Origin of the sequence: Streptomyces sp. NPDC052043, assembly GCF_044548235.1 — a bacterium.
GTDB lineage: Bacteria > Actinomycetota > Actinomycetes > Streptomycetales > Streptomycetaceae > Streptomyces.
On record NZ_JBIUBT010000004.1, the window covers coordinates 371,867 to 392,719 of the forward strand.

Sequence of the window (20,853 nt, forward strand, 5' to 3'; positions counted from 1 at the left end):
CAGCGTCACGTTTCGTGTCCGGTTGATCTCCTTACGCGACGGAACGCTGCCCGCACGGGAAAGTTACGACTGTTCACCCCTTTTGGTGGCGCGATGGACAACCGTCCATCGCGCCACCGTCATGTCCGCATACGTTCGTCCCGCTGCGAGCCGCCGGTGCGACGGCGGCTCCCGACACGGGAGACGGGAGATCGGGGGTGCACGCGTGCGCATCGGACTGGTGACGGAGGGTGGCTATCCGTATGTGAGCGGTGACGCCGGACTCTGGTGCGAACGGCTCGTGCGCGGGCTCGAACGGCACGAGTTCGACCTCTACGCGCTCAGTCGCAGCCGGCAGCAGGAGGACGAGGGCTGGGCGCCCCTGCCGCCACAGGTCAGCCGGGTCCGCACCGCGTCCCTGTGGGCGGAGGAGGACGACGGGACCGCGTACGGACGCCGTGCGCGCCGGCGCTTCGCCGAGTGCTTCGGGGAACTGGCGTCGGCGCTGGTCGCGGCGAGCGTCGGCGATCTGCGCGAGCCCGGCAGGGCGGCGGGCACGGGCGGCGCCGGAACCGAGGCGGACCGTTTCAGCAGCGCGCTGTACGGCCTGGCCGAACTCGCCCGCGACGAGGGTGGCCTGGCGGGCGCGCTGCGCTCGGAATCCGCCGTCCGCGCGCTGGAACGCGCCTGCCGCGCGCCCGGTGCTCCGCGGGCGGCGCGCGAGGCCCGCGTCCCCGATCTGCTCGCGGTCGCCGCGCACCTGCGGCAGGCGCTGGGCCCGCTGTCGCTCGACTGGTACGAGGACGACGGCCTCGGCGCCGCCGACCTCTGCCATGCGACGGCAGGCGGCACGGCGGCCCTGTCCGGGCTGCTCGCCCGCCACTTCGCCGGTGTGCCCCTGCTGGTCACCGAGTACGGCGTCCACCTGCGCGCGCACTACCTCGCCGTGGACGCCGACGGCACCGCCCCGCCCGTGCGGGCCCTGCTCGCCGCCTTCCACGGCAGTCTCGCCGCCGAGGTCTACCGGCGGGCCGCCGTCGTCACCCACGGCAACGCGCACGCCCGCCGCTGGCAGGAGCGCTGCGGCGCCGACCGCGCCACCCTGCGCACCGTCCACCCCGGCATGGACGCCGCCCCCTTCGCCGAGGCCGGGGAGTCGCCGGAGGCCGCCGACCCGGACACCCTCGTGTGGGTCGGCCGGGTCGGGCCCGCCAAGGACCTGGTGTCCCTGTTGCATGCCTTCGCGGAGGTACGCAAGCAGGAACCGAAGGCACGGCTGCGGATCGTGAGCGCGGGAACCGGCTCCGACGGGGCCGCCTACCTGGGCCACTGCCGGGCGCTCGCCGCCCAGCTCTTCCCCGACGAGGCCGAGGGCCCGCACACCGTCGGGGACAACCCGGTGTCCTTCGAGGAGATCGGCGGCCCGGAGGTGCCGACCCTCGCCGACGCCTACGCCTCGGGCGCCGTGGTCGTCCTGTCGAGCGTGGTCGAAGGATTCCCGCTCGGCCTGATCGAGGCCATGCTCTGCGGCCGTGCGACGGTCTCCACGGACGTCGGCGCGGTCGTCGAGGTCGTCGGCGGCACCGGGGTGGTCGTACCCCCGCGCAATCCGCGGGCGCTCGCCGAGGTGTGCGTGAACCTGCTGCGCGACCCCGAGCGCCGTGCCCGCCTGGGCGCCGCCGCCCGCGCTCGCGCGCTCGAACTGTTCACCGTCGAGCAGAACATCGCGGCCTTCCACGGCATCTACCTGGAAGTCGTCTCGCACTGTCCGGTCCAGCGCGTCGTGCTCGACGAGACCGGTGAGCCCCTCCCGTTCGCCGCGCCCGCCGAGGCCCACGTGCCGGGCCGCTGGACCCGGTCCGTGGACCACGCCGCCGCACGCTCGCGCCCCAGCTGGGCCACCGGCTCACCGACGGGATGCGCGGCCCCCACGACCACCACGGAGGCTTCCCGATGACCGGCCCGAGAACCGGCGACCACCTCGACGCCCCGACCGGGCTGGGCGATCCGGGCGGCGGCTTCGGCGAGGCTGCCCCCGACCAGAGCGCCTCCCTGCCCTCCCGGCGCGGTGCGGCCGACCCGGTCAAGGCGCTGATGCACCGTCATCGCGAGTTGTGCGAGCGGGCCGTCGATCCCTTGGAGATCGCCGCGCGCCTGGAGGCGCACGGCGTCACCGACCGCGCCGCCGCCCGCTTCCGCCACCGTGACGTCTTCTCACTCGCCGAGGAGATGTACGCCCGGATCAGCCGAGACGCCGAGCCACCCCCGCGGCACGAGACCACCGACGTACCCCGGCTGGGCCCCGGCACGGTCGCCTTCGGCCTGCTGCCCGGCGTTCTGTGTGCGGCCGCCGTGGCCGGGCTGCGCCTGACCGAGGGCCGGACCCGGCTGGGCGTGGCCGCGCTCGGCGTCGTCGCCGTGGGCCTGGGCCTGCGCGCCGTGCTCCGCCGCGGCCCGCTGCGCGCCGAGCGGCGCACGCCCCACGGCCCGCACACGCCCGGCATCCGCACCAGGACGTGCTGGCTCCTCGGGTACGCCCTCCTCGGCGACGGCCTGCTCGGCGCGGCCGTCGGCGGCGGCCCCGACGGACTGCCCGACGGCACCGCGACCGGGGCCTGGCCCCTGACCACCGCCCCCGTGCTGGCGCTCGCCCTGGCCTGCGGACCGGCGGCCTGGACCGCGCACCTCTTCTCCGTGGGGGCCCGGCGCAAGGTGACCACCAGCCGTGGCCTCGAGGAGTTCGCCGCTTCCGTACGGCCCCTGCTGCTCGGCACGTTCGGCCTGTTCCTGGGTGCGCTGGCCGCCCTGCTCGCCGTGTGCGGCGCGGTCCTGGACGAGCCCGCCGGCTACGCCCAGGCCCTCACCCTGGGCGCGCTGCTGCTGCTCGCGCGCCTCCTCACCACGCACGGCTTCACGCGCGCCCCGGCCGTCGCCCTCGGCGCCGCGGCCGCGGCCGAAGTGACGGTCCAGGCCACCGTCTTCACCGCCCGCCTCCCCGGCTGCGGTGCCCTCGCCACCCCGGTCGACACGCTCGTGGCCGCCTGGGGCCCCGGTGGCGTTCCCGCCCTCGCCTGCGGAGCCGCCGCCCTGGTCCTCCTCCTGCACGCGACCCGCACGCTCACCCGGGCCTCCGCCCATGCGCGAGCCGAGCGGCAGCCGTGAGGGACGTCAGGCCGGTCCAGGTCACTCCTGGGCGCCTCCGTAAGGCCGCCGCCTCGGGCGCCGCCCGCGTTCCGCCGTCGACCACAGACGCCCGACCCACCGCGTGCCCTCGACCCACCACGTGCCCCCGACCCACCACCGGAGCCCGTCGCACCACCCCTTAGAAGGAGAACACCAGATGACCACCGCCCGATCCGGAGCGTCCGGAGCATCCGGAGCCACCGGAGCGCACACCCCGGGAGCCGCCCGATGAGGGTTCTGCTGATCGGAGCCAACGGATACCTCGGCCGTTTCGTCGCCGACCGCCTGCTCGCCGACCCGGCCGTCCAGCTCACCGCGCTGGGGCGCGGCGACGACGCCGACGTCCGCTTCGACCTCGCGGCCGGCAGTCCCGGAGCGCTCACCCGATTCCTGGACGCGGTCCACCCCGGCGTCGTCGTCAACTGCGCGGGCGCCACCCGCGGCGGCGCCCGCGAGCTCACCCGGCACAACACCGTCGCCGTCGCCACCGTCTGCGAGGCACTGCGCCGCAGCGGCTGCGGCGCCCGCCTGGTGCAGATCGGATGCAGCTCCGAGTACGGCCCCAGCCAGCCCGGCTCCTCCACGGCCGAGGACGCCGTGCCCCGCCCCGGCGGCCCGTACGGCGTCAGCAAACTCGCCGCCACCGAACTGGTTCTCGGCTCCGGCCTCGACGCCGTCGTGCTCCGGGTCTTCTCGCCCGCCGGACCCGGTACCCCGGCCGGCTCACCGCTCGGTCGGCTCGCCGAGGCCATGCGCCGCGCCATGCAGTCCGGCGACAGCGACCTCAAGCTCGGCGGTCTCGGCGTCCAGCGCGACTTCGTCGACGTGCGCGACGTGGCCCGCGCCGTCCACGCCGCCTCCCTCTCGGCCGCGCAGGGCGTCATCAACATCGGCTCGGGCCGCGCCGTCCGGCTGCGCGACGCCGCGGGGACCCTCGCCCGCGTCGCCGGATACGGGGGCGCCCTCCACGAACTCGACGGCCCGCCCGGCGGCCACCTCAGGGCCGCCATCGGGCACCCCCGGACCGACTCGGACCATCCCGCCCCGGTCGCGTACCCGTACCCCGACGGCTGTGGCAGCTGGCAGCAGGCCGATGTGCGTACCGCCCGCGACCGGCTCGGCTGGCGGCCCCGGATCAACCTCGAAGAGTCCCTCGCCGACATCTGGATGGAGGCGGCATGCCGCATCTGACCAGCACCCCCGTGAGCGTCCCGAGCACCGGACTGCGGACCGGACTCGGCGTCCCCGGCTGGGCCCACCCCCTGCTCGCCCCCGCCGAGTGGAGCGAACTCACCCGGCCCGGCACCCCCCTGCACTGGGTCGTCCTCAACGTCGCCGACGGCCCCGGCGTCCAACCCGACCCGCACTGCCTGGAGGCGGCGGGGCGGCTGCGCAACGCGGGCGTCCGCGTCCTCGGCCACCTCGACGCCGCATACGGCGCCCGGTCCTTCCCCGAGCTGGTCTCCGAAGCGCGGCGGTACGTCGAGTGGTATCGGGCCGACGGCTTCCTGCTGGACCGTTGCCCCGCCGAGCGCGCCGGGCTGCCCGAGGTCCGCCGTACGATCGGCGCGCTGCGGGACCTGCAGGACGATGCCCACATCGTCCTCGGCCACGGCACCCACCCGCATCCCGGCTACGCCGAGAACGCCGACCAGTTGGTGACCTTCCGCGGCCCGTGGAGCGACTACCGCTGGTCGCAGGCAGCGGAGTGGACCGCCGACTACCCGCCCGAGCGCTTCTGCCACTTCGTGCACGGCCTCCCGCGCGGCCACCTCGACGAGGCGCTGCGCGTCGCCCGCTGGCAGGGGGCGGCGACCCTCTGGTTCACCGACCGCTCCGACCGCGACGGCACCGCCGGTCCCTGGGAGGACCTGCCCGGTTACTGGGACGAAATCGTCTCGCGGGTCGGACGAGGTGTCTCGGAATGAAGAAGGCCGTGGCAGTGTTACCAGGAGAACAACCGTAGTGTTTGACCGACCAACGGAGTCCCCGTGTCGCTGCCACCCCTGGTCGAGCCGGCTCCCGAGCTCACCGTAGACGAGGTCCGCAGGTACTCCCGCCACCTGATCATCCCCGATGTGGGGATGGCCGGGCAGAAGCGGCTGAAGAACGCCAAGGTGCTCTTTGTGGGTGCCGGCGGGCTGGGTTCGCCGGGACTGATGTACATGGCCGCGGCGGGCGTCGGCACGCTCGGCATCGTGGAGTTCGACGAGGTGGACGAGTCGAACCTCCAGCGCCAGGTCATCCACAGCCAGTCCGACATCGGCCGCCCCAAGGCCGAGTCCGCGCGCGACTCCATCAAGGGCATCAACCCGTACGTGAACGTCGTCCTTCACCAGGAGCGGCTCGAGGCCGACAACGTGAAGGAGATCTTCAGCCAGTACGACCTGATCGTCGACGGCACGGACAACTTCGCGACCCGGTACCTGGTCAACGACGCGTGCGTGCTGCTGAACAAGCCGTACGTGTGGGGTTCGATCTACCGCTTCGACGGCCAGGCCTCCGTCTTCTGGTCCGAGCACGGCCCCTGCTACCGCTGCCTCTACCCGGAGCCGCCGCCCCCCGGCATGGTCCCCTCCTGCGCCGAGGGCGGCGTCCTGGGTGTGCTGTGCGCGTCCATCGGCTCCATCCAGGCCAACGAGGCCATCAAGCTCCTGACCGGCATCGGCGAGCCGCTGGTCGGGCGTCTGATGATCTACGACGCCCTGGAGATGCAGTACCGCCAGGTCAAGGTCCGCAAGGACCCCGACTGCGCGGTCTGCGGCACGAACCCGACCGTCACCGAGCTCATCGACTACGAGGCCTTCTGCGGCGTCGTGTCCGAGGAGGCCCAGGCGGCGGCCGCCGACTCGACGATCACTCCGAAGCAGCTCAAGGAGTGGATCGACGACGGTGAGAACCTCGAACTCATCGATGTCCGCGAGCCGAACGAGTTCGAGATCGTCTCCATCCCGGGCGCCCGGCTGATCCCGAAGAACGAGTTCCTCATGGGCTCCGCCCTGGAAAGCCTCCCGCACGACAAGAAGATCGTCCTGAACTGCAAGACGGGTGTCCGCAGTGCGGAAGTCCTCGCCGTGCTGAAGTCCGCGGGCTTCGCGGACGCCGTACACGTCGGCGGCGGCGTGATCGGCTGGGTCAACCAGATCGAACCGCACAAGCCCGTCTACTGATCACCCTCCACTGATCACCGTCCTCTGATCAAGGGGCTCGCTGACCAGCGGGACTGACGAAGCCCACGGCACCGACCAGGTCGGTGCCGTGGGCTTCTGCCGTTGTCGGCCGGCGCCGGACAGCCTGCCCACTCGCGCTCGCGTTACTGCTCGCTGCGATCGCGAGGTTGTCCGCCTTCCCCGTCATGCGCCGAAGCCGAATTCGCCGCGGTTCGTGAGTACTGCCAGGTCTCCGACACGAGCGTCAGCCTCGCCGCGCTGCAGGCCATCGCGGAGGTGCAGGCGGCCGGCGCCGAAGCGAGCGATGACGACGTGGCGGTCAGCCCTGGCTGCCTCAAGCCCCGCCGTCGTCATGAACAGACCTTGCCGTCCCTGGGTACCGTGCCGTACAGCAAATACGCGTTCACCGTCGAGTCCACGCAGTCGCTTCCGTTGCCGTAGGCCCCGTGGCCCTCGCCCTTCCAGGTGAGTTCCACACCGACGCCCTTGCCGAGTTCGTCGGCCATCCTCCGGGCGCCCTCGTAGGGTGTCGCCGGGTCGCCCGTGTTGCCGATCAGCAGGATCGGTGCCGCGCCCGGCGCGCTGACCCGAGGAGTGTCGTACTGACCGGACACCGGCCAGTCATGGCACCAGCCGGCCGTGTCCCAGGCCATGAAGGCGCCGAACACGGGCGAGATCCTCTCGAATTCGGGCAGCAGCTCCCTCGCCTGCTCCGGCGTCGGCCGCTGCTTGGAGTCCAGGCACGATATGGCCCGTTGGGCGTGGGTCGTCGTGCCGTAGTGGCCAGAGTCGGCACGGTCGTTGTAGGCGTCGGCGAGGGACAGCAGCCCCGAGCCGTCGCCCTGTTCCGCCGCGGCGAGGGCACTGGTCAGAGCAGGCCAGCCGCGTTTGCTGTAGAGCGGCAGCGCGATGCCGGTGACCGCCAGACTCTGCGTCAGCTTCCGTCCGGAGGAGGTGGGCAGCGGCTTGGCGTCGAGTCGCCGCAGCAGGTCGGCGATCTTCCGCGAACCGTGCCCGGGATCCTGCCCGGTGGACTTCAGGTAGGCGTCCAGCGCCCGCTGGAAGCCCCTGGTCTGGTTCCGCGCGTGGCCCACGGAGTCCGCGGTCGGGTCCACCACCGCGTCCAGCACCATCCGCCCGACCTCCCGCGGGAACAGATGGGCGTAGACACCGCCGAGTTCGGTGCCGTAGGACATGCCGAAGTAGTGGAGCTCGGCGTCGCCGAGGACTTGGCGCATCAGGTCCATGTCCCGGGCGGTGTCGGTCGTCGAGACATGAGCGAGCAGCTTCCCGGCCGCCTTGCGGCAGCCCTGGCCGAAGTCGGCCGCGTCCTGGAAGTAGGCCCGCTCCTCCGCCGCGGTGTCCGGTGTCACATCGATCGCCTCGGCGGCCTCGATCCGCCGGTCGCTGCGGCAGCGCACGCCGGAACTCTCGCCGGTCCCGCGCGGATCCCAGCTCACCAGGTCGTACCGCTGCCGCAGGGCGGTGACCTGAGAGGCGTACGCCGGCAGCGCGGCCACGCCCGAGCCACCGGGGCCGCCGAAGTTGAACAACAGGGAACCGGTGCGGTCCCCGGTGGCCTTCGCGCGGATGAGGGCGAGGCCGATGGTCTCGCCGTCCAGCCGGGACCAGTCCAGCGGGGCCTTGAGCGTCGCGCACCGCCACTCGTCTCCCGGCGCGGGGGAGTCGGCCGTGGCCCCGCAACGTCCCCAGTCGAGCCGCTGCGAGGTGAGCGAGGAGGGCAGCCGCGCGGGCGCGGACTGCGTGCCGGCCGGTGGCGCCGGTGCCGGAGCGGCCTTTCCGTCGTTCGCGCTGGGGCCGGCCGGCCCGCCGCCGCACCCGGTCAGCAGCACCGCGGCGGCGACCCAGGCCGCCCACTGCGTCGGACGCGCCATGTGCTTCCCCCCCTCACAGGCTCTCCGCGGATCGTCCGCGGGAAGCGTTCAGGCCATGGTAGGCGGATCCCACCACCCTCGTGGGAGCCTGTGGATAACCATCTGACCTGTGCTTTTACCGGTGAGATGCGGGCGGACGCGGCCGTCGTCGGCGACGAGAGGACGATCCCTGCCGACTATGCGCACACCGTTCCGGCCGGTGGCACCTTTCCGTCGAGCAGATAGCTGTTCACCGCGTTCTGCACGCACGGGTTCTTGCTGTCGTACGCGCCGTGTCCCTGGCCCTGCCAGGTGAGTTCGACGCCGACGCCCTTGCCCAGTGCTTCCACCATCCTCTTGGCGCCCCCGTACGGGGTCGCCGGGTCGCCGGTGTTGCCCACCACGAGGATCGGCGCCGAACCGTGCGCGCTCACGTCGGCGTGGGCGGCCGCGCCCGGCACCGCCCACTGGGTGCAACTGAGCATGCTCCAGGCGAGGAAGTCCCCGAACACCGGTGAGGCGGCCCGGAACTCGGGCAGCTTCTGCTCCACGAAGTCGGCGGTGTACCGCTGCTTCTGGTCGGCGCAGTTGATGGCGGTGTTCGCGGCGGAGAGGTTGCTGTACTGGCCGTTGGGGCTGCGGCCGTTCATCGCGTCGGACAGCAGCATCAGGATCTCGCCGTTGCCGGCGTAGGCCCGCTGGAGCCCTTCGGTGAGCGGGGCCCACAGCTCCTTGGAGTACAGGGCCTGGGCGATGCCGTTGGTCGCGGCGGTCCGGGTCAGCCGACGGGGGAAGATGCCGGGGATCGGGCTGCCGTCGAGCTTCTTCAGCAGAGCGGCGATGCGGTCCTCGACGTCCCGGACGTTACTGCCGATCGGGCACTTGGTGCTCTTCGAGACGCAGTCCTTCGCGAAGTTGTCGAGGGCGAGCTGGAAGCCCCTGGCCTGGCCGAGCGAGGTCTGCTCGGGGGTCTTGGTGGGGTCGACGACCCCGTCGAAGACGGCGCGGCCCACGTGCGTGGGGAACAGATGGGCGTACACGCCGCCGAGTTCGGTGCCGTAGGAGATCCCGAAGTAGTGGAGCTTGGCGTCGCCGAGTACCTGGCGGATCAGGTCCATGTCGCGGGCGGCGTCGGTGGTGCGCACATACGGCAGGATCTTCCCGGAGTTCTGCTCGCAGGTGGCGTTGAACTGCTTGATCTTGTTCACGAACGTGGCGCGCTGGGCGGCGGTCTGAGGTACCGCGTCCTGCTGGAAGTACTGGTCGAGCTGTGCGTCGGTCTTGCACTTCACAGCGGCGCTGCGTCCCACCCCGCGCGGGTCGAAGCTCACCAGGTCGTAACGGGTGCGCAGTTTCGTGTAGTCCTTGGCGATCGCGGGCAGCGTGGCGACGCCGGAGCCGCCGGGGCCGCCGAAGTTGAAGAGCAGCGACCCGATGCGCTTGCCGGGCCCGGTCGCCTTCGCCCGGATCAGCGCGATGTCGATCGTGTCACCGTGCGGTTTGCTCCAGTCCCGCGGCGCCTTCAGGGTGGCGCACTGCCACTTGCCGCCGCCCGGCGGCGGTGAGGGTGCCGCCCCGGCGCCCTCCGACGCGGACGGCGCCGGGCAGGCCTTCCAGTCCAGCCCCGGGTCCGTCGACCCCCCGCCGACGGAGAGTCCGCCGCAGCCCGCCGTCAGGGCGCTCAGCAGGACGGTGGTCGTGGTCAGGGCGGCGGCGCGCAGCCCGTGGCGCATGTGCATGAACCCATCCTCACGCCGCCGACGGCCTCCCGCGCGGGACGCGGGCCGTTCGGGGTACGTGCGGGACGTGCCTACAGAGCGCCCTTGCGGGACAAGTGGTTGAAGGCCAGCCAGCCGGGCAGGACCGGCAGCCACAGCGTCAGCAGCCGGAACATCAGCACCGCGGGCGCGGCCACTTCCTTCGGCAGGCCCACCGCGATCAGGCCGACGGTGAGGGTCGCCTCGACCGCGCCCACGCCGCCCGGGGTCGGCGCGGCCGAGCCGAGCGCGTTGCCGGCGAGGAAGACGACGGCGACGCTGGCGATGCTGAGCGAGGTCGACTGGTCGCCGAAGGCCCGGATCGAGGCGTCCAGGCACATCACGAAGCAGAACGTCAGCAGCAGCATGCCGCCGATGCCGGTGACGAGCTTCTGCGGCCGCTGGAGCACGTCCAGCATGCGCGGCACGACACCCGCGAACAGCGAACGCACGCGCGTGACGACGAACTTCCGCAGGAACGGCACCGAGGTGACCACCAGCACGAGCACCGCGACCGTCAGCAGGCCCGCGATGACCGTCCGGGACGGCGACAGGGACGGCGTCTTCTCGGTGCCGGTCAGATAACCGAAGGACAGCAGCATCAGGATGTGGCAGCCGAGCCCGAACAACTGCGAGGCGCCGACACTGGCCACCGCGAGCCCGGGGCGCACGCCCGCGCGTTGCAGGAAGCGCGTGTTCAGGGCCACGCCGCCGACCGCGGCCGGTGCCACGATCTTCACGAACGAGCCGGCGACCTGCGCCCCCACCGTCCGCACGAACGGGACGCGTTCCGGTACGAAGCCCAGCAGGGACATGGCCGCCGCGACATAGCTGAGCGCCGAGAAGAGCACCGCCGCGATCACCCAGCCCCACTGGGCGTGGGCGACGAGCGTGCCGAACTCGATGTGCGTGAGCTGGGTCAGCAGGTAGTAGCCGCCGATGGCACCCGCGATGAAACTGATCAGCGTGCGGGGCCGGACGCGCTCCAGCCGGGCCGGTTCGACCGGCGCCTGCGGCCTGATCCGCAGCACCTGGTGGCGGATCTGGGTGAGCAGATCCTCTTCGCGGGCCCCCTCCAGGGCTTCGCCGATGGCCCGCTTCTCCGCCCGTGCCTCGGCACGTTCGGCCTTCTTGTCCTTCTTGTCGGGCCTCTCCGGCCTTTCTGGTTTTCCGGGTTTCTCGAGTTTCTCGGGTTTCTCGGGCTCCTCCGAGCCGGCCGGGCCGGTGCCGCCGGTGTCCTGCGCGGTCTGCGCGGCCTGTTCCAGGCGGGCCTGCTTGGCCTGCCGGGACGCCTCCAGAACGGCCTCGCGTTCCCGCTGCGCCCGCTCCCGGGCCAGCCTGCGCAACGTCGCGCGCGTGGAGCGCGTCAGAGCGATGGGCTGGAGCATGGGCAGGCAGTCGGCGACCGCGTCGGGTCCCAGGACGCCGACCGCGGAGGCCACGGAGCGCTCCGCGCCCACCCGCAGGCCGAACGTCGTCAGCAGTTGGGCGATGTCCATGCGCAGCAGCAGATCGCCGGCCGCGATCTCGCCGCCGCGCAGATCGGTGAGGATCACCCTGCCGGAACGGTCCACCAGGATCGCGTCACCGGCCAGCCTGCGGTGCGCGATGCGCCGTGACTGCAACGCCTTCACCTGCTGCCAGGTGTGGTGCAGCAGATCGTCGGTGATCTCCTCGTCCGCCAGCGCGTCGAGTGTGCGCCCGCCGGTGTGCTCGTAGACCAGCATCACGGCGTCGGGGCCGAGCTCGGAGGTCGCGATCAGCTTGGGCGCGTTGGCTCCGGCCGCGATGGCCGCGTAGGCGAGCAGCGCCTCCTGCTCCAGGGCCTGGCGCAGCGACTGGAGACTGCGGCGAGTGGCGAAACCGCGCAGCGTGAGGTTGCGCCACACGCGGTAGAAGAAGCCCTGCGCCTGCTGCTCGCGGTCGACCACCGTGACGTCCAGCGGCGGTCCGTCCTCCAAGGTGACGAAGTAGCGCCGGCCCCGATCGCCGGTGTCCGCGGTGTCCGCCGCGTCCTCGCGGGCCGCACTGACCGGGTGGAAGCCGACGGTCCGCAGCCCCGCCACCAGGGTCCGACCCGTGGGGCGGACGTTCGGTGAGCCGACCGCGTACAGGGTGCCGTAGGCGATGGTCCAGCCGATCAGCACCGTCAGGATGATCGAGAACGGTGTGGTGTAGCCGGTGACCAGCATCGAGAAGGCGTCGAGCAGCAGCACGATCCACAGCACCGCGCGCCAGCGCGGTCGGCGGGACATGCCGACCGCCGTCATGTAGGCGATGACCGGGGCGAGGTAGCCGTGCACCGGGTCGGTGAGCGCGTGGATGTTGCTGGGGGAGGGCTGGGTGAGCGCGTCCTGGATCGAGTGCGGGGCGACCTTGGCGACCCACAGGTCGGTGGCGAGCGTCACCCCGTGGGCGAGGACGGCCGCGAGCACGCCGTCGGCGATCCGAAGCCCGTCCCGTTTGATCAGCCGCTCGATCGCGAACGCCACCGGGACCAGCAGGATCGCGATGCTGGACGCCAGCCCCGCGATCTTGATGAGCAGGTCGGGGGCCTGACCGGTGCCCTTGTTGATGTCCTGTTCGAGGCCCGAGGTGGTGCCGTGCGCGAACCCGGCGATCGCCAGCAGTACGGCGATGGCGAGCACGCCCACCAGCAGCCGCATCAGATCGGAGGGACGGTGCACGCGCGCGGGGAGCAGCGGCTCGTCGCCCTCGAGCTCGTCGGCGTGCGTCACGACGTCCTCCTCCGCGGGTTTCCTGCCCGCCTTCGGAGCGTCCGTGCCCCCCGCCTTCCGAGCGTCCGAGCCGCCGGTGCCGGGGTGCGACGAAACTCCAGAGGTGCCCTCCGCGTCGTCGGGGTGCACGCCCTGCTGCTTCATGGCCTCTTCTTGGTCTCGTATCACCGGTCACCGCCCGCACGATGGTGGCATGTCCCACCGACACACAGGGGCATCAGGGTGCATATGCGCGGCCGCACAGTCTGCCCGAGGCGCAGCCCGGGAGCGAGGGCCCCGCCCCGGACGCGGCGCGGCCGGCTGTCGGTGGGGTGCGGCAGGATGGGACGGATGAGCGATGTGAGCCCCCCGGACGACGGCCGCCCCGAGCACCCCGACGCGCTGCCCGAGTACGCCGAGCGGGTCCTGGAAGTCGCCGAGATGATCCCGCCCGGGTGCGTCATGACCTACGGCGACGTCGCCGAGTGGCTGGAGCGGGGAGGACCCCGCCAGGTGGGCCGCGTGATGGCCCTGTACGGCGGCGCCGTCCCGTGGTGGCGGGTCGTACGCGCCGACGGGACCCTGCTCCCGGGTCACGAACTGCGCGCTCTCGCCCACTACCGCACGGAGGGCACACCCCTGAAGCAGGCGGGCAGGGCGGCCGACGGCCACGTGCCCCGCCTCGACATGAGACGGGCCCGGTGGGACGGCGGCGAACGTGCGCAGGGTCACACCTGACAGCTTCCGCCATTCGAGGGGGCTGTGGGGAGCCCATGGCCCGTACGGGGGAATGGGGGGACGTCCGTGGCATGCCGTACGTTCGTGGGGCGAGGGACACACGTGACGGCGGTGCCGGGTGAGGACCGGGAGAAGAAGGCGAAGCCCTCCTTCCGCGCCCGGCCGCGGCGTAGCGTCGGCTCCGCGTGTCCCCCTCACCCCTGCGGCCACCGCGCTCCCTCTCGGGCCGTCCACTCCCGCGACGACGGCGCTGCGCGGCGGCCGTGACCGACCACAGCACACCCACCAGGACCGGCGAACCACGTGAGCTCCTCTTCCTCCACCAGGCGCCTGCCGCACCCCCGGGGGCGGCAGGGGAATCGTGGCGCCTACCGACTGGTGCGTACCCCGCCGACCAGACCGGACCCCCCTCGTCTGGACGCCGCACAGCGCTCCGTGGTTCACCACAGGACCGGTCCGCTGCTCGTCCTCGCGGGCCCGGGCACCGGCAAGACGACCACGCTGGTCGAGTCCGTGGCCGCGCGGATCGCCCGCGGCCAGGACCCCGAGCGGATCCTGGTGCTGACGTTCAGCCGCAGGGCCGCCGTCGACCTGCGCGACCGCATGGCGCTGCGCACCGGCGCGGCCCACGTCCCGCAGGCGACCACCTTCCATTCGTTCTGCTACGCCCTGGTCCGCGCCCACCAGGACAGTGAACGGTTCGTCGAGCCGCTGCGGCTGCTGTCCGGACCCGAACAGGACGTGGCCGTCCGCTCGCTCCTGGCCGGCCAGGCCGACCTGGAGCGGCTGGGCCTGGCGCACGTGCGCTGGCCGGACGAGCTGCGTGCCTGCCTGACCACCCGAGGCTTCGCCGACGAGGTCCGCGCGGTCCTCGCCCGCAGCCGCGAACTGGGCCTCGGCCCCGACGCCCTGGCCGCCTTCGCCCGCCGCATCGGTCGTCCCGACTGGCAGGCCGCGGCCGCCTTCCTCGCCGAGTACCTCGACGTCCTCGACCTGCGGGGCGTCCTCGACTACGCCGAACTGGTCCACCGCGCGGTGCTCCTCGCCCGCCGCCCCGAGGTCGCCGAACGGCTCGCCGCGCGGTACGACGCGGTCTACGTCGACGAGTACCAGGACACCGACCCCGCCCAGGTACGGCTGCTGCGCGCGCTGGCCGGGGACGGCCGCCCCCTGCTCGCCTTCGGCGACCCCGACCAGTCGATCTACGCGTTCCGGGGCGCGGACGTGAACGGCATCCTGCAGTTCCCGCAGACGTTCCCGCGCGCGGACAGCACACCCGCACCCGTTCAGGTCCTGCGCACCTCCCGGCGCTCGGGCGCCGCTCTGCTGGCCGCGACCCGGCTGCTGACCCGGCGGATGCCGCTCACCCGCCTGCCTGCCGACAAGGTCCGCGCCCACCGGGAGCTCACCCCGGTGCGCGACGGCGGGCGCGTCGAGGTCCACACGTACCCGACGGCGGGCACCGAGGTGGACAACATCGCCGACATCCTGCGCCGGGCGCACCTGGAGGACGGCGTCCCGTGGAGCGAGATGGCCGTCCTGGTGCGCGCCGGCGCCCGCTCCCTCCCCGGTCTCCGCCGTGCCCTGACGGCAGCCGGCGTGCCCCTGGACGTCGACGGCGACGACCTGCCGCTGCGGCACGAGCCGGCGGTGGCGCCGCTGCTGACGGCGCTGCGGGCGGTGGCGAGCGCGGAGGCGGCGCGTCGCTCGGAGGAAGCGGCGGGACCGGCGGGCCCCGAGCGGGCGGAGCCGGAGGCGGACGCCTGCTGGCTCGACACCGAGACCGCGCTCACCCTCCTCGCCTCACCGCTGGCCGGCATGGACGCCGCCGACCTGCGCCGTCTGGGCCGCGCGCTGCGCGAGGAGGAACGCGCCGCAGGCAACCCGCTGCCCCCGCCCTCGGACCAGCTGCTCGCGCAGGCGCTGGCGGAACCCGAGCGCCTGGTCGCGCACGACCCCACGTACGCGCGTGGCGCCCAGCGCCTCGGCGCGCTGCTCAGGAAGGCACGGGAGCGCCTGGCGGGCGGAGGCACCGCCGAGGAGGCGCTGTGGGACCTGTGGGACGGCACCCCGTGGCCCTCCCGCCTGGAGCGGGCGGCCCGGCGCGGCGGCGCGGCGGGCCGCAACGCGGACCGGGACCTGGACGCCGTGTGCGCGCTGTTCGCGACCGCCGCCCGCGCGGAGGAACGCACCGGGGGCCTGGGCGCCCTGAACTTCCTGGCCGAGATCGAGGCCGAGGACATCGCCGCCGACACGCTCACCCGCCGCGCCGTACGCCCCGACGCGGTACGCCTGATGACGGCGCACCGCTCCAAGGGCCTGCAATGGCGCCTGGTCGTCGTCGCGGGCGTCCAGGAGGGCCTGTGGCCGGACCTGCGGCGCCGCGGCTCCCTGCTGGAGGCCGACCGCATCGGCCGCGACGGACTCGCCGCCCCGCTCACCCCGGGCGCGCTGCTCGCGGAGGAACGGCGGCTGTTCTACGTGGCCGCCACGCGCGCGCGTGAACGCCTCGTGGTGACCGCGGTGAAGGCTCCCGCCGACGACGGCGACCAGCCCTCCCGCTTCCTCGCCGAACTCGGTGTCGAACCCAGGGACGTCACCTCCCGCCCGCGCCGCCCGCTGTCGGTGGCGGCACTCGTGGCCGAACTGCGCGCCACGACCGTCGACCCGCGTGCCTCCGCCACCCTGCGGCAGGCCGCCGCGCACCGGCTGGCCCGGCTGGCCGCGCTCGCCGACGACGAGGGCCGTCCGCTGGTGCCCGCGGCCCACCCCTACCGCTGGTGGGGCATGGCCGAGCCGACCGAGAGCAAGGTGCCGCTGCGCGACCGCGAGCAGCCCGTGGTGCTGTCCGGCAGCGCCCTCGACCAGCTCGCCAACACCTGCGCCCTCCAGTGGTTCCTCAGCCGCGAGGTCAAGGCCGACGCCCCCGCGACCGCCGCCCAGGGCTTCGGCAACGTGGTGCACGTCCTCGCCGACGAGGTCGCCTCCGGACGCAGTCCCGCCGACCTCGCGGTCCTCATGGAGCGCCTGGACACGGTGTGGAACGCGCTCGCCTTCGACGCGCCGTGGAAGTCGGCGCAGGAGAAGGAGCACGCGCGCGTGGCGCTGGAACGCTTCCTGAACTGGCACGTCCTGGAGCGCGCCGGCCGTACCCCGGTCGCCGGCGAGCACGACTTCGACGTGACCCTGGAGGCGGGCGGCTACCAGGTGCGCATCCGCGGCTCCATGGACCGGGTGGAGGCCGACGGCGAGGGACGCGCCTACGTCGTCGACTTCAAGACCGGCAAGCAGGCGCCCACCGGGTCCGAGGTGGCACGCCATCCGCAGCTGGCCGTCTACCAGCTCGCCGTCCGCGAGGGCGCCGTCGACGGGGTCTTCGACGGGGCGCGCCCCGAACCGGGCGGCGCCGAGCTCGTCCAGCTGCGCCAGGGCGCGGCCAAACGGGACGGCGGCGACGGCCTGCCCAAGGTGCAGACCCAGGAACCGCTGACGGGGGAGTGGGCCGGCGAGCTGCTGGCCACCGCCGCCGGAAAGGTCCTCGACGAGCGGTTCACACCGACGGCCGGGCAGCACTGCGCGCACTGCTCCTTCCGGGCGGCGTGCAGCGCGCGGCCGGAGGGGCGCCATATCGTCGAGTGAGCCGCGTGACGAACGGCACCACTCGTGCTGACCTGCGGGTTCCTGGCCCCCGGAGAGCGTCTGGCACGGATTGTCAGTGCCCGCCGCTAGCCTCTGTGAGATGCCCGCCCGTATCACTGATCCCGAGCAGCTCAAGGAGCTCCTCGGGATTCCGTTCACCCCGGAGCAGACGGCCTGCATCGTCGCGCCGCCCGCCCCGCAGGTGATCGTGGCCGGCGCCGGCTCCGGCAAGACGACCGTGATGGCGGCCCGCGTGGTGTGGCTGGTCGGCACCGGACAGGTCGCCCCCGAGCAGGTCCTCGGGCTGACCTTCACCAACAAGGCCGCCGGCGAACTCGCCGAACGCGTCCGCAAGGCACTGATCAGGGCAGGCGTCACCGACCCGGAGGCCATCGACCCCGACAACCCGCCGGGTGAGCCGCTGATCTCCACCTACCACGCCTTCGCCGGCCGTCTCCTGAAGGACCACGGACTGCGCATCGGGCTCGAGCCCACCACCCGCCTGCTCGCCGACGCCACCCGCTACCAGCTCGCCGCGCGCGTGCTGCGCGAGGCCCCAGGCCCCTACCCGGCGCTGGCCCGCTCCTTCCCGGACCTGGTGAGCGACCTCCTGGCCCTCGACGCCGAACTCGCCGAACACCTCGTACGCCCGGAGGACCTGCGCGCCTGGGACACCGGGCTGCTGCGCACCCTGGAGGGCGCCAAGCTCAGCAACGCCGACCTGCGCAAGGTCCCCGAGACGGCCGCCGCCCGCCGGGAACTGGCCGAACTGGTGCTCCGCTACCGGGCCGCCAAACGCGAGCGCGACCTGCTCGACTTCGGCGACCAGATCGCCCTGGCCGCACGGCTCGCCCGTCTGCCGGAGGTCGGCCGCGTCCTGCGCGAGGAGTTCCGGGTCGTCCTGCTCGACGAGTACCAGGACACCTCCGTCGCCCAGCGCATCCTGCTGGCCGGCCTCTTCGGCGACGGCACCGGCCACCCCGTCACCGCCGTCGGCGACCCCTGCCAGGCGATCTACGGCTGGCGCGGCGCCTCCGTCGCCAACCTCGACGACTTCCCCGAGCACTTCGCGCACGCCGACGGCCGCCGAGCCACCCGGCAGGCCCTGAGCGAGAACCGCCGCAGCGGCGGCCGCCTCCTCGACCTCGCCAACGGCCTCGCCGAGCCCCTGCGCGCCATGCACGCGGGCGTGGAGGCCCTGCGCCCGGCCCCCGGCGCCGAACGTGACGGCCTGGTGCGCTGCGCCCTGCTGCCCACCCACGCCGAGGAGATCGACTGGATCGCCGACTCGATCGCTCACCTCGTGGGGACCGGGACGGCACCCGGCGAGATCGCCGTCCTGTGCCGTACGGCAGCCGACTTCGCCGAGATCCAGGGCGCCCTGGTCGCCCAGGACGTCCCGGTCGAGGTGGTCGGCCTGTCCGGGTTGCTGCACCTGCCCGAGGTCGCCGACCTCGTCGCCGTCTGCGAGGTCCTCCAGGACCCCGGCGCCAACGCCGCGCTGGTCCGGCTGCTGACCGGCCCACGCTGGCGCATCGGCCCGCGCGACCTGGCGCTCCTGGGTCGCCGGGCGAGGCTGCTCGTCGCCCACGCGCGCGTGGACGCCGACGACGACCCCGACAGCCGGCTTGCCGAGGCCGTGGAGGGCGTCGACCCGGCCGAGGTGATCTCGCTCGCGGACGCCCTCGACACCTTCCTCGAAACGCCCCTGGACGGTGCCGGGGACGACGACCGGCTGCCGTTCTCCCCGGACGCGCGCGTGCGGTTCGCCCGGCTCGCCGCCGAACTGCGCGACCTGCGGCGTTCACTGTCCGACCCGCTGATGGACGTGCTGCACCGTGTGCTGGCCGTCACCGGTCTCGAGGTGGAGCTGTCGGCCTCCCCGCACGCCCTGGCCGCCCGGCGCCGCGAGACCCTGGCGAACTTCCTGGACATCGCCGCCTCCTTCGCCGCGAACGAGAGCGAGGCGAGCCTGCTGGCCTTCCTCGGCTTCCTGCGCACCGCGGCCCAGTACGAGAAGGGCCTCGACAACGCGCTGCCCGGCGGCGAGAACACCGTCAAGGTGCTCACCGCGCACCGGTCCAAGGGCCTGGAGTGGGACGTCGTGGCGGTCCCCGGCCTGGTCACCGGCACCTTCCCCAGCGGGCAGGGCCGGGAGAAGTGGACCAGCCAGGGCAAGGTGCTGCCGCACGCCCTGCGCGGCGACGCCGACACCCTCCCGGACATCGACGGCTGGGACGCGCGCGGCATGAAGGCCTTCCACGAGGCCATGAAGGACCACCAGCACACCGAGGAGCTCCGCCTCGGCTACGTCACCTTCACCCGCCCCCGCTCCCTGCTCCTCGGCTCCGGCCACTGGTGGGGCCCGAGCCAGAAGCGGCGCCGCGGCCCGTCCGCGTTCCTTCAGGCCCTGTACGAGCACTGCGCCGCCGGCCACGGCGAGATCGAGGCGTGGGCGGACGAGCCCGGGGAGGACGAGGAGAACCCGGCCCTGCACCGGGCCACCGCCGACCAGGTGTGGCCCCTGCCGCTGGACGAGGCCGCCCTGACCCGCCGCCGCGAGGCCGCCGCGATCGTCCTGGCCCACCTGGAGGACCTGGCCACCGGCGCGGACGGCCACCCGGAGGCCGCGCACGACCCCGCGTCCCACGACGACCCCGACTGGCCCGCGCCACCGCAGGACGAGACGCCTCCGTACGACGACGCGCCCTCGTACGACGACGCGCCTCCGTACGGCGACGGGTCACTCTTCGGCGAGGACGACACCGTCGAGGACGGCGACCCCTTCGGTGACGAGAGCCCCTTCGAGCAGGACGCTCCCTTCAGGGACGGCGACCCCTTCGAGGACGGCGACCCCATCGAGGGGGAGACCGACGACTGGGACTCCTGGAGCGGCGACCGCCCGACCGTCCCGCACCAGGCGCCTTCGCCCGACGACCATGCAGCGCCCCTGCCCCTGCCCCCGCCCGAGCCCGCACACGAGTACCCGACGCACCCCGAGCCGGACCGCGAACCCGGATCCGGTCCCCGACCCGGATCCAGCCACCTCACTCCGGAGGAGGCCCGCATGGTCGCCTCCTGGGACCGCGACCTCGAAGCGCTGACGGGGGAACTCCGTCGCGCCCGGCAGGCCGTCACCGAGGTGCCCCTGCCGACGACCCTGACCGCGTCGCAACTGCTGCATCTGGCCGCCGACCCCGACGGGTTCGCACGGGAGCTCGCGCGCCCCATGCCGCGCCCCCCGCAACCGGCCGCACGCCGTGGCACCCGCTTCCACGCCTGGGTGGAAGCGCGCTTCGAGGAACTGACGCTGCCCATGCTGGAACCCGGGGAGCTGCCCGGCGACGACGCCGAGATCACCGACGAGCGCGACCTCGAAACCCTCAAGGAGGCCTTCGAGCGCACCCCGTACGCCCACCGCACGCCCCACCGCGTCGAAGCGCCCGTTCAGCTCGCCCTCGCCGGCCGGGTGGTCCGGGGCCGCATCGACGCCGTCTACAAGGAGGGCGACGGCGAGCGGGCGACGTACGAGATCGTGGACTGGAAGACGCACCGCTCCCGCACCGCGGACCCGCTCCAGCTCGCGGTGTACCGGCTGGCCTGGGCCGAACTGCACGGCATCCCCCTGGACCGTGTCACGGCCGCGTTCGTCTACGTGCGCACCGGCGAGGTGGTACGGCACGACGACCTCCCGGGCCGCGCCGAGCTGGAACGGCTGCTGACGGAGGAGCCGCAGGCCGAGTCCCGGTGTGACGAACCGCCCGAACGGGAGGCCACCGCGGGCCGATAGGCTCGG

The 20,853-nt window shown here is 73.4% G+C and carries 12 protein-coding genes; 8 read left to right on the forward strand and 4 right to left on the reverse strand.

The window, feature by feature from the left end:
- Nucleotides 1-205: 205 nt before the first annotated feature.
- From ACIHCX_RS12930 to moeZ, 5 genes are all read left to right on the forward strand, one after another.
- The gene (locus ACIHCX_RS12930) at nucleotides 206-1,936 is read left to right on the forward strand and encodes a DUF3492 domain-containing protein (RefSeq protein WP_400028989.1); all 1,731 of its coding nucleotides are present in this window, start codon (nucleotides 206-208) and stop codon (nucleotides 1,934-1,936) included.
- On the forward strand, nucleotides 1,933-3,141 hold the full coding sequence (locus ACIHCX_RS12935) for a hypothetical protein (RefSeq protein WP_400028990.1): 1,209 nt from the start codon (nucleotides 1,933-1,935) through the stop codon (nucleotides 3,139-3,141). Before ACIHCX_RS12930 ends, ACIHCX_RS12935 begins: the two co-directional genes overlap by 4 nt.
- Nucleotides 3,142-3,390: 249 nt before the next feature.
- Nucleotides 3,391-4,353 (forward strand): NAD-dependent epimerase/dehydratase family protein, encoded by a 963-nt coding sequence (locus tag ACIHCX_RS12940; RefSeq protein ID WP_400028991.1) that lies wholly within the window; start codon nucleotides 3,391-3,393, stop codon nucleotides 4,351-4,353.
- Nucleotides 4,341-5,090: a spherulation-specific family 4 protein gene (locus tag ACIHCX_RS12945; protein WP_400028992.1), complete on the forward strand. Its 750-nt coding sequence runs from the start codon at nucleotides 4,341-4,343 to the stop codon at nucleotides 5,088-5,090. Before ACIHCX_RS12940 ends, ACIHCX_RS12945 begins: the two co-directional genes overlap by 13 nt.
- Nucleotides 5,091-5,153: 63 nt before the next feature.
- Nucleotides 5,154-6,332, forward strand: a complete 1,179-nt coding sequence (gene moeZ / locus ACIHCX_RS12950) for an adenylyltransferase/sulfurtransferase MoeZ (protein ID WP_400028993.1) — start codon at nucleotides 5,154-5,156, stop codon at nucleotides 6,330-6,332.
- Between the two features lie 183 nt (nucleotides 6,333-6,515).
- Here moeZ and ACIHCX_RS12955 read toward each other — a convergent pair whose 3' ends face one another.
- The 4 genes from ACIHCX_RS12955 to ACIHCX_RS12970 form a co-directional block, all read right to left on the reverse strand.
- Nucleotides 6,516-6,686, reverse strand: coding sequence for a hypothetical protein (locus tag ACIHCX_RS12955; RefSeq protein WP_400028994.1), 171 nt, complete (start codon nucleotides 6,684-6,686; stop codon nucleotides 6,516-6,518).
- A complete protein-coding gene (locus tag ACIHCX_RS12960; RefSeq protein WP_400028995.1) occupies nucleotides 6,683-8,227 on the reverse strand; it encodes an alpha/beta hydrolase in 1,545 nt (514 codons plus the stop codon). Before ACIHCX_RS12960 ends, ACIHCX_RS12955 begins: the two co-directional genes overlap by 4 nt.
- Before the next feature lie 176 nt (nucleotides 8,228-8,403).
- Nucleotides 8,404-9,945: an alpha/beta hydrolase gene (locus ACIHCX_RS12965; RefSeq protein WP_400028996.1), complete on the reverse strand. Its 1,542-nt coding sequence runs from the start codon at nucleotides 9,943-9,945 to the stop codon at nucleotides 8,404-8,406.
- A gap of 71 nt (nucleotides 9,946-10,016) precedes the next feature.
- Nucleotides 10,017-12,845 carry a lysylphosphatidylglycerol synthase domain-containing protein gene (locus tag ACIHCX_RS12970; RefSeq protein ID WP_400028997.1) on the reverse strand — a complete coding sequence of 943 codons (2,829 nt, stop codon included), beginning with the start codon at nucleotides 12,843-12,845 and terminating at the stop codon, nucleotides 10,017-10,019.
- A gap of 186 nt (nucleotides 12,846-13,031) precedes the next feature.
- Between ACIHCX_RS12970 and ACIHCX_RS12975 the strand changes: the two genes are divergently transcribed.
- From ACIHCX_RS12975 to ACIHCX_RS12985, 3 genes are all read left to right on the forward strand, one after another.
- The gene (locus tag ACIHCX_RS12975; RefSeq protein WP_400028998.1) at nucleotides 13,032-13,418 is read left to right on the forward strand and encodes an MGMT family protein; all 387 of its coding nucleotides are present in this window, start codon (nucleotides 13,032-13,034) and stop codon (nucleotides 13,416-13,418) included.
- 303 nt (nucleotides 13,419-13,721) lie between these two features.
- Nucleotides 13,722-17,057 (forward strand): ATP-dependent helicase, encoded by a 3,336-nt coding sequence (locus tag ACIHCX_RS12980; protein WP_400028999.1) that lies wholly within the window; start codon nucleotides 13,722-13,724, stop codon nucleotides 17,055-17,057.
- 100 nt (nucleotides 17,058-17,157) lie between these two features.
- Nucleotides 17,158-20,847, forward strand: coding sequence for a UvrD-helicase domain-containing protein (locus ACIHCX_RS12985; RefSeq protein WP_400029000.1), 3,690 nt, complete (start codon nucleotides 17,158-17,160; stop codon nucleotides 20,845-20,847).
- The last annotated feature ends 6 nt before the right edge of the window (nucleotides 20,848-20,853 follow it).

Coding starts and splice junctions, on each gene's coding strand:
- ACIHCX_RS12935 (WP_400028990.1), top strand. CDS start 1,933: ATGACCGGCCCGAGAACCGGCGACCACCTCGACGCCCCGACCGGGCTG.
- ACIHCX_RS12940 (WP_400028991.1), top strand. CDS start 3,391: ATGAGGGTTCTGCTGATCGGAGCCAACGGATACCTCGGCCGTTTCGTC.
- ACIHCX_RS12945 (WP_400028992.1), top strand. CDS start 4,341: ATGCCGCATCTGACCAGCACCCCCGTGAGCGTCCCGAGCACCGGACTG.
- ACIHCX_RS12955 (WP_400028994.1), bottom strand. CDS start 6,686: ATGACGACGGCGGGGCTTGAGGCAGCCAGGGCTGACCGCCACGTCGTC.
- ACIHCX_RS12960 (WP_400028995.1), bottom strand. CDS start 8,227: ATGGCGCGTCCGACGCAGTGGGCGGCCTGGGTCGCCGCCGCGGTGCTG.
- ACIHCX_RS12965 (WP_400028996.1), bottom strand. CDS start 9,945: ATGCACATGCGCCACGGGCTGCGCGCCGCCGCCCTGACCACGACCACC.
- ACIHCX_RS12970 (WP_400028997.1), bottom strand. CDS start 12,845: ATGAAGCAGCAGGGCGTGCACCCCGACGACGCGGAGGGCACCTCTGGA.
- ACIHCX_RS12975 (WP_400028998.1), top strand. CDS start 13,032: ATGAGCGATGTGAGCCCCCCGGACGACGGCCGCCCCGAGCACCCCGAC.
- ACIHCX_RS12985 (WP_400029000.1), top strand. CDS start 17,158: ATGCCCGCCCGTATCACTGATCCCGAGCAGCTCAAGGAGCTCCTCGGG.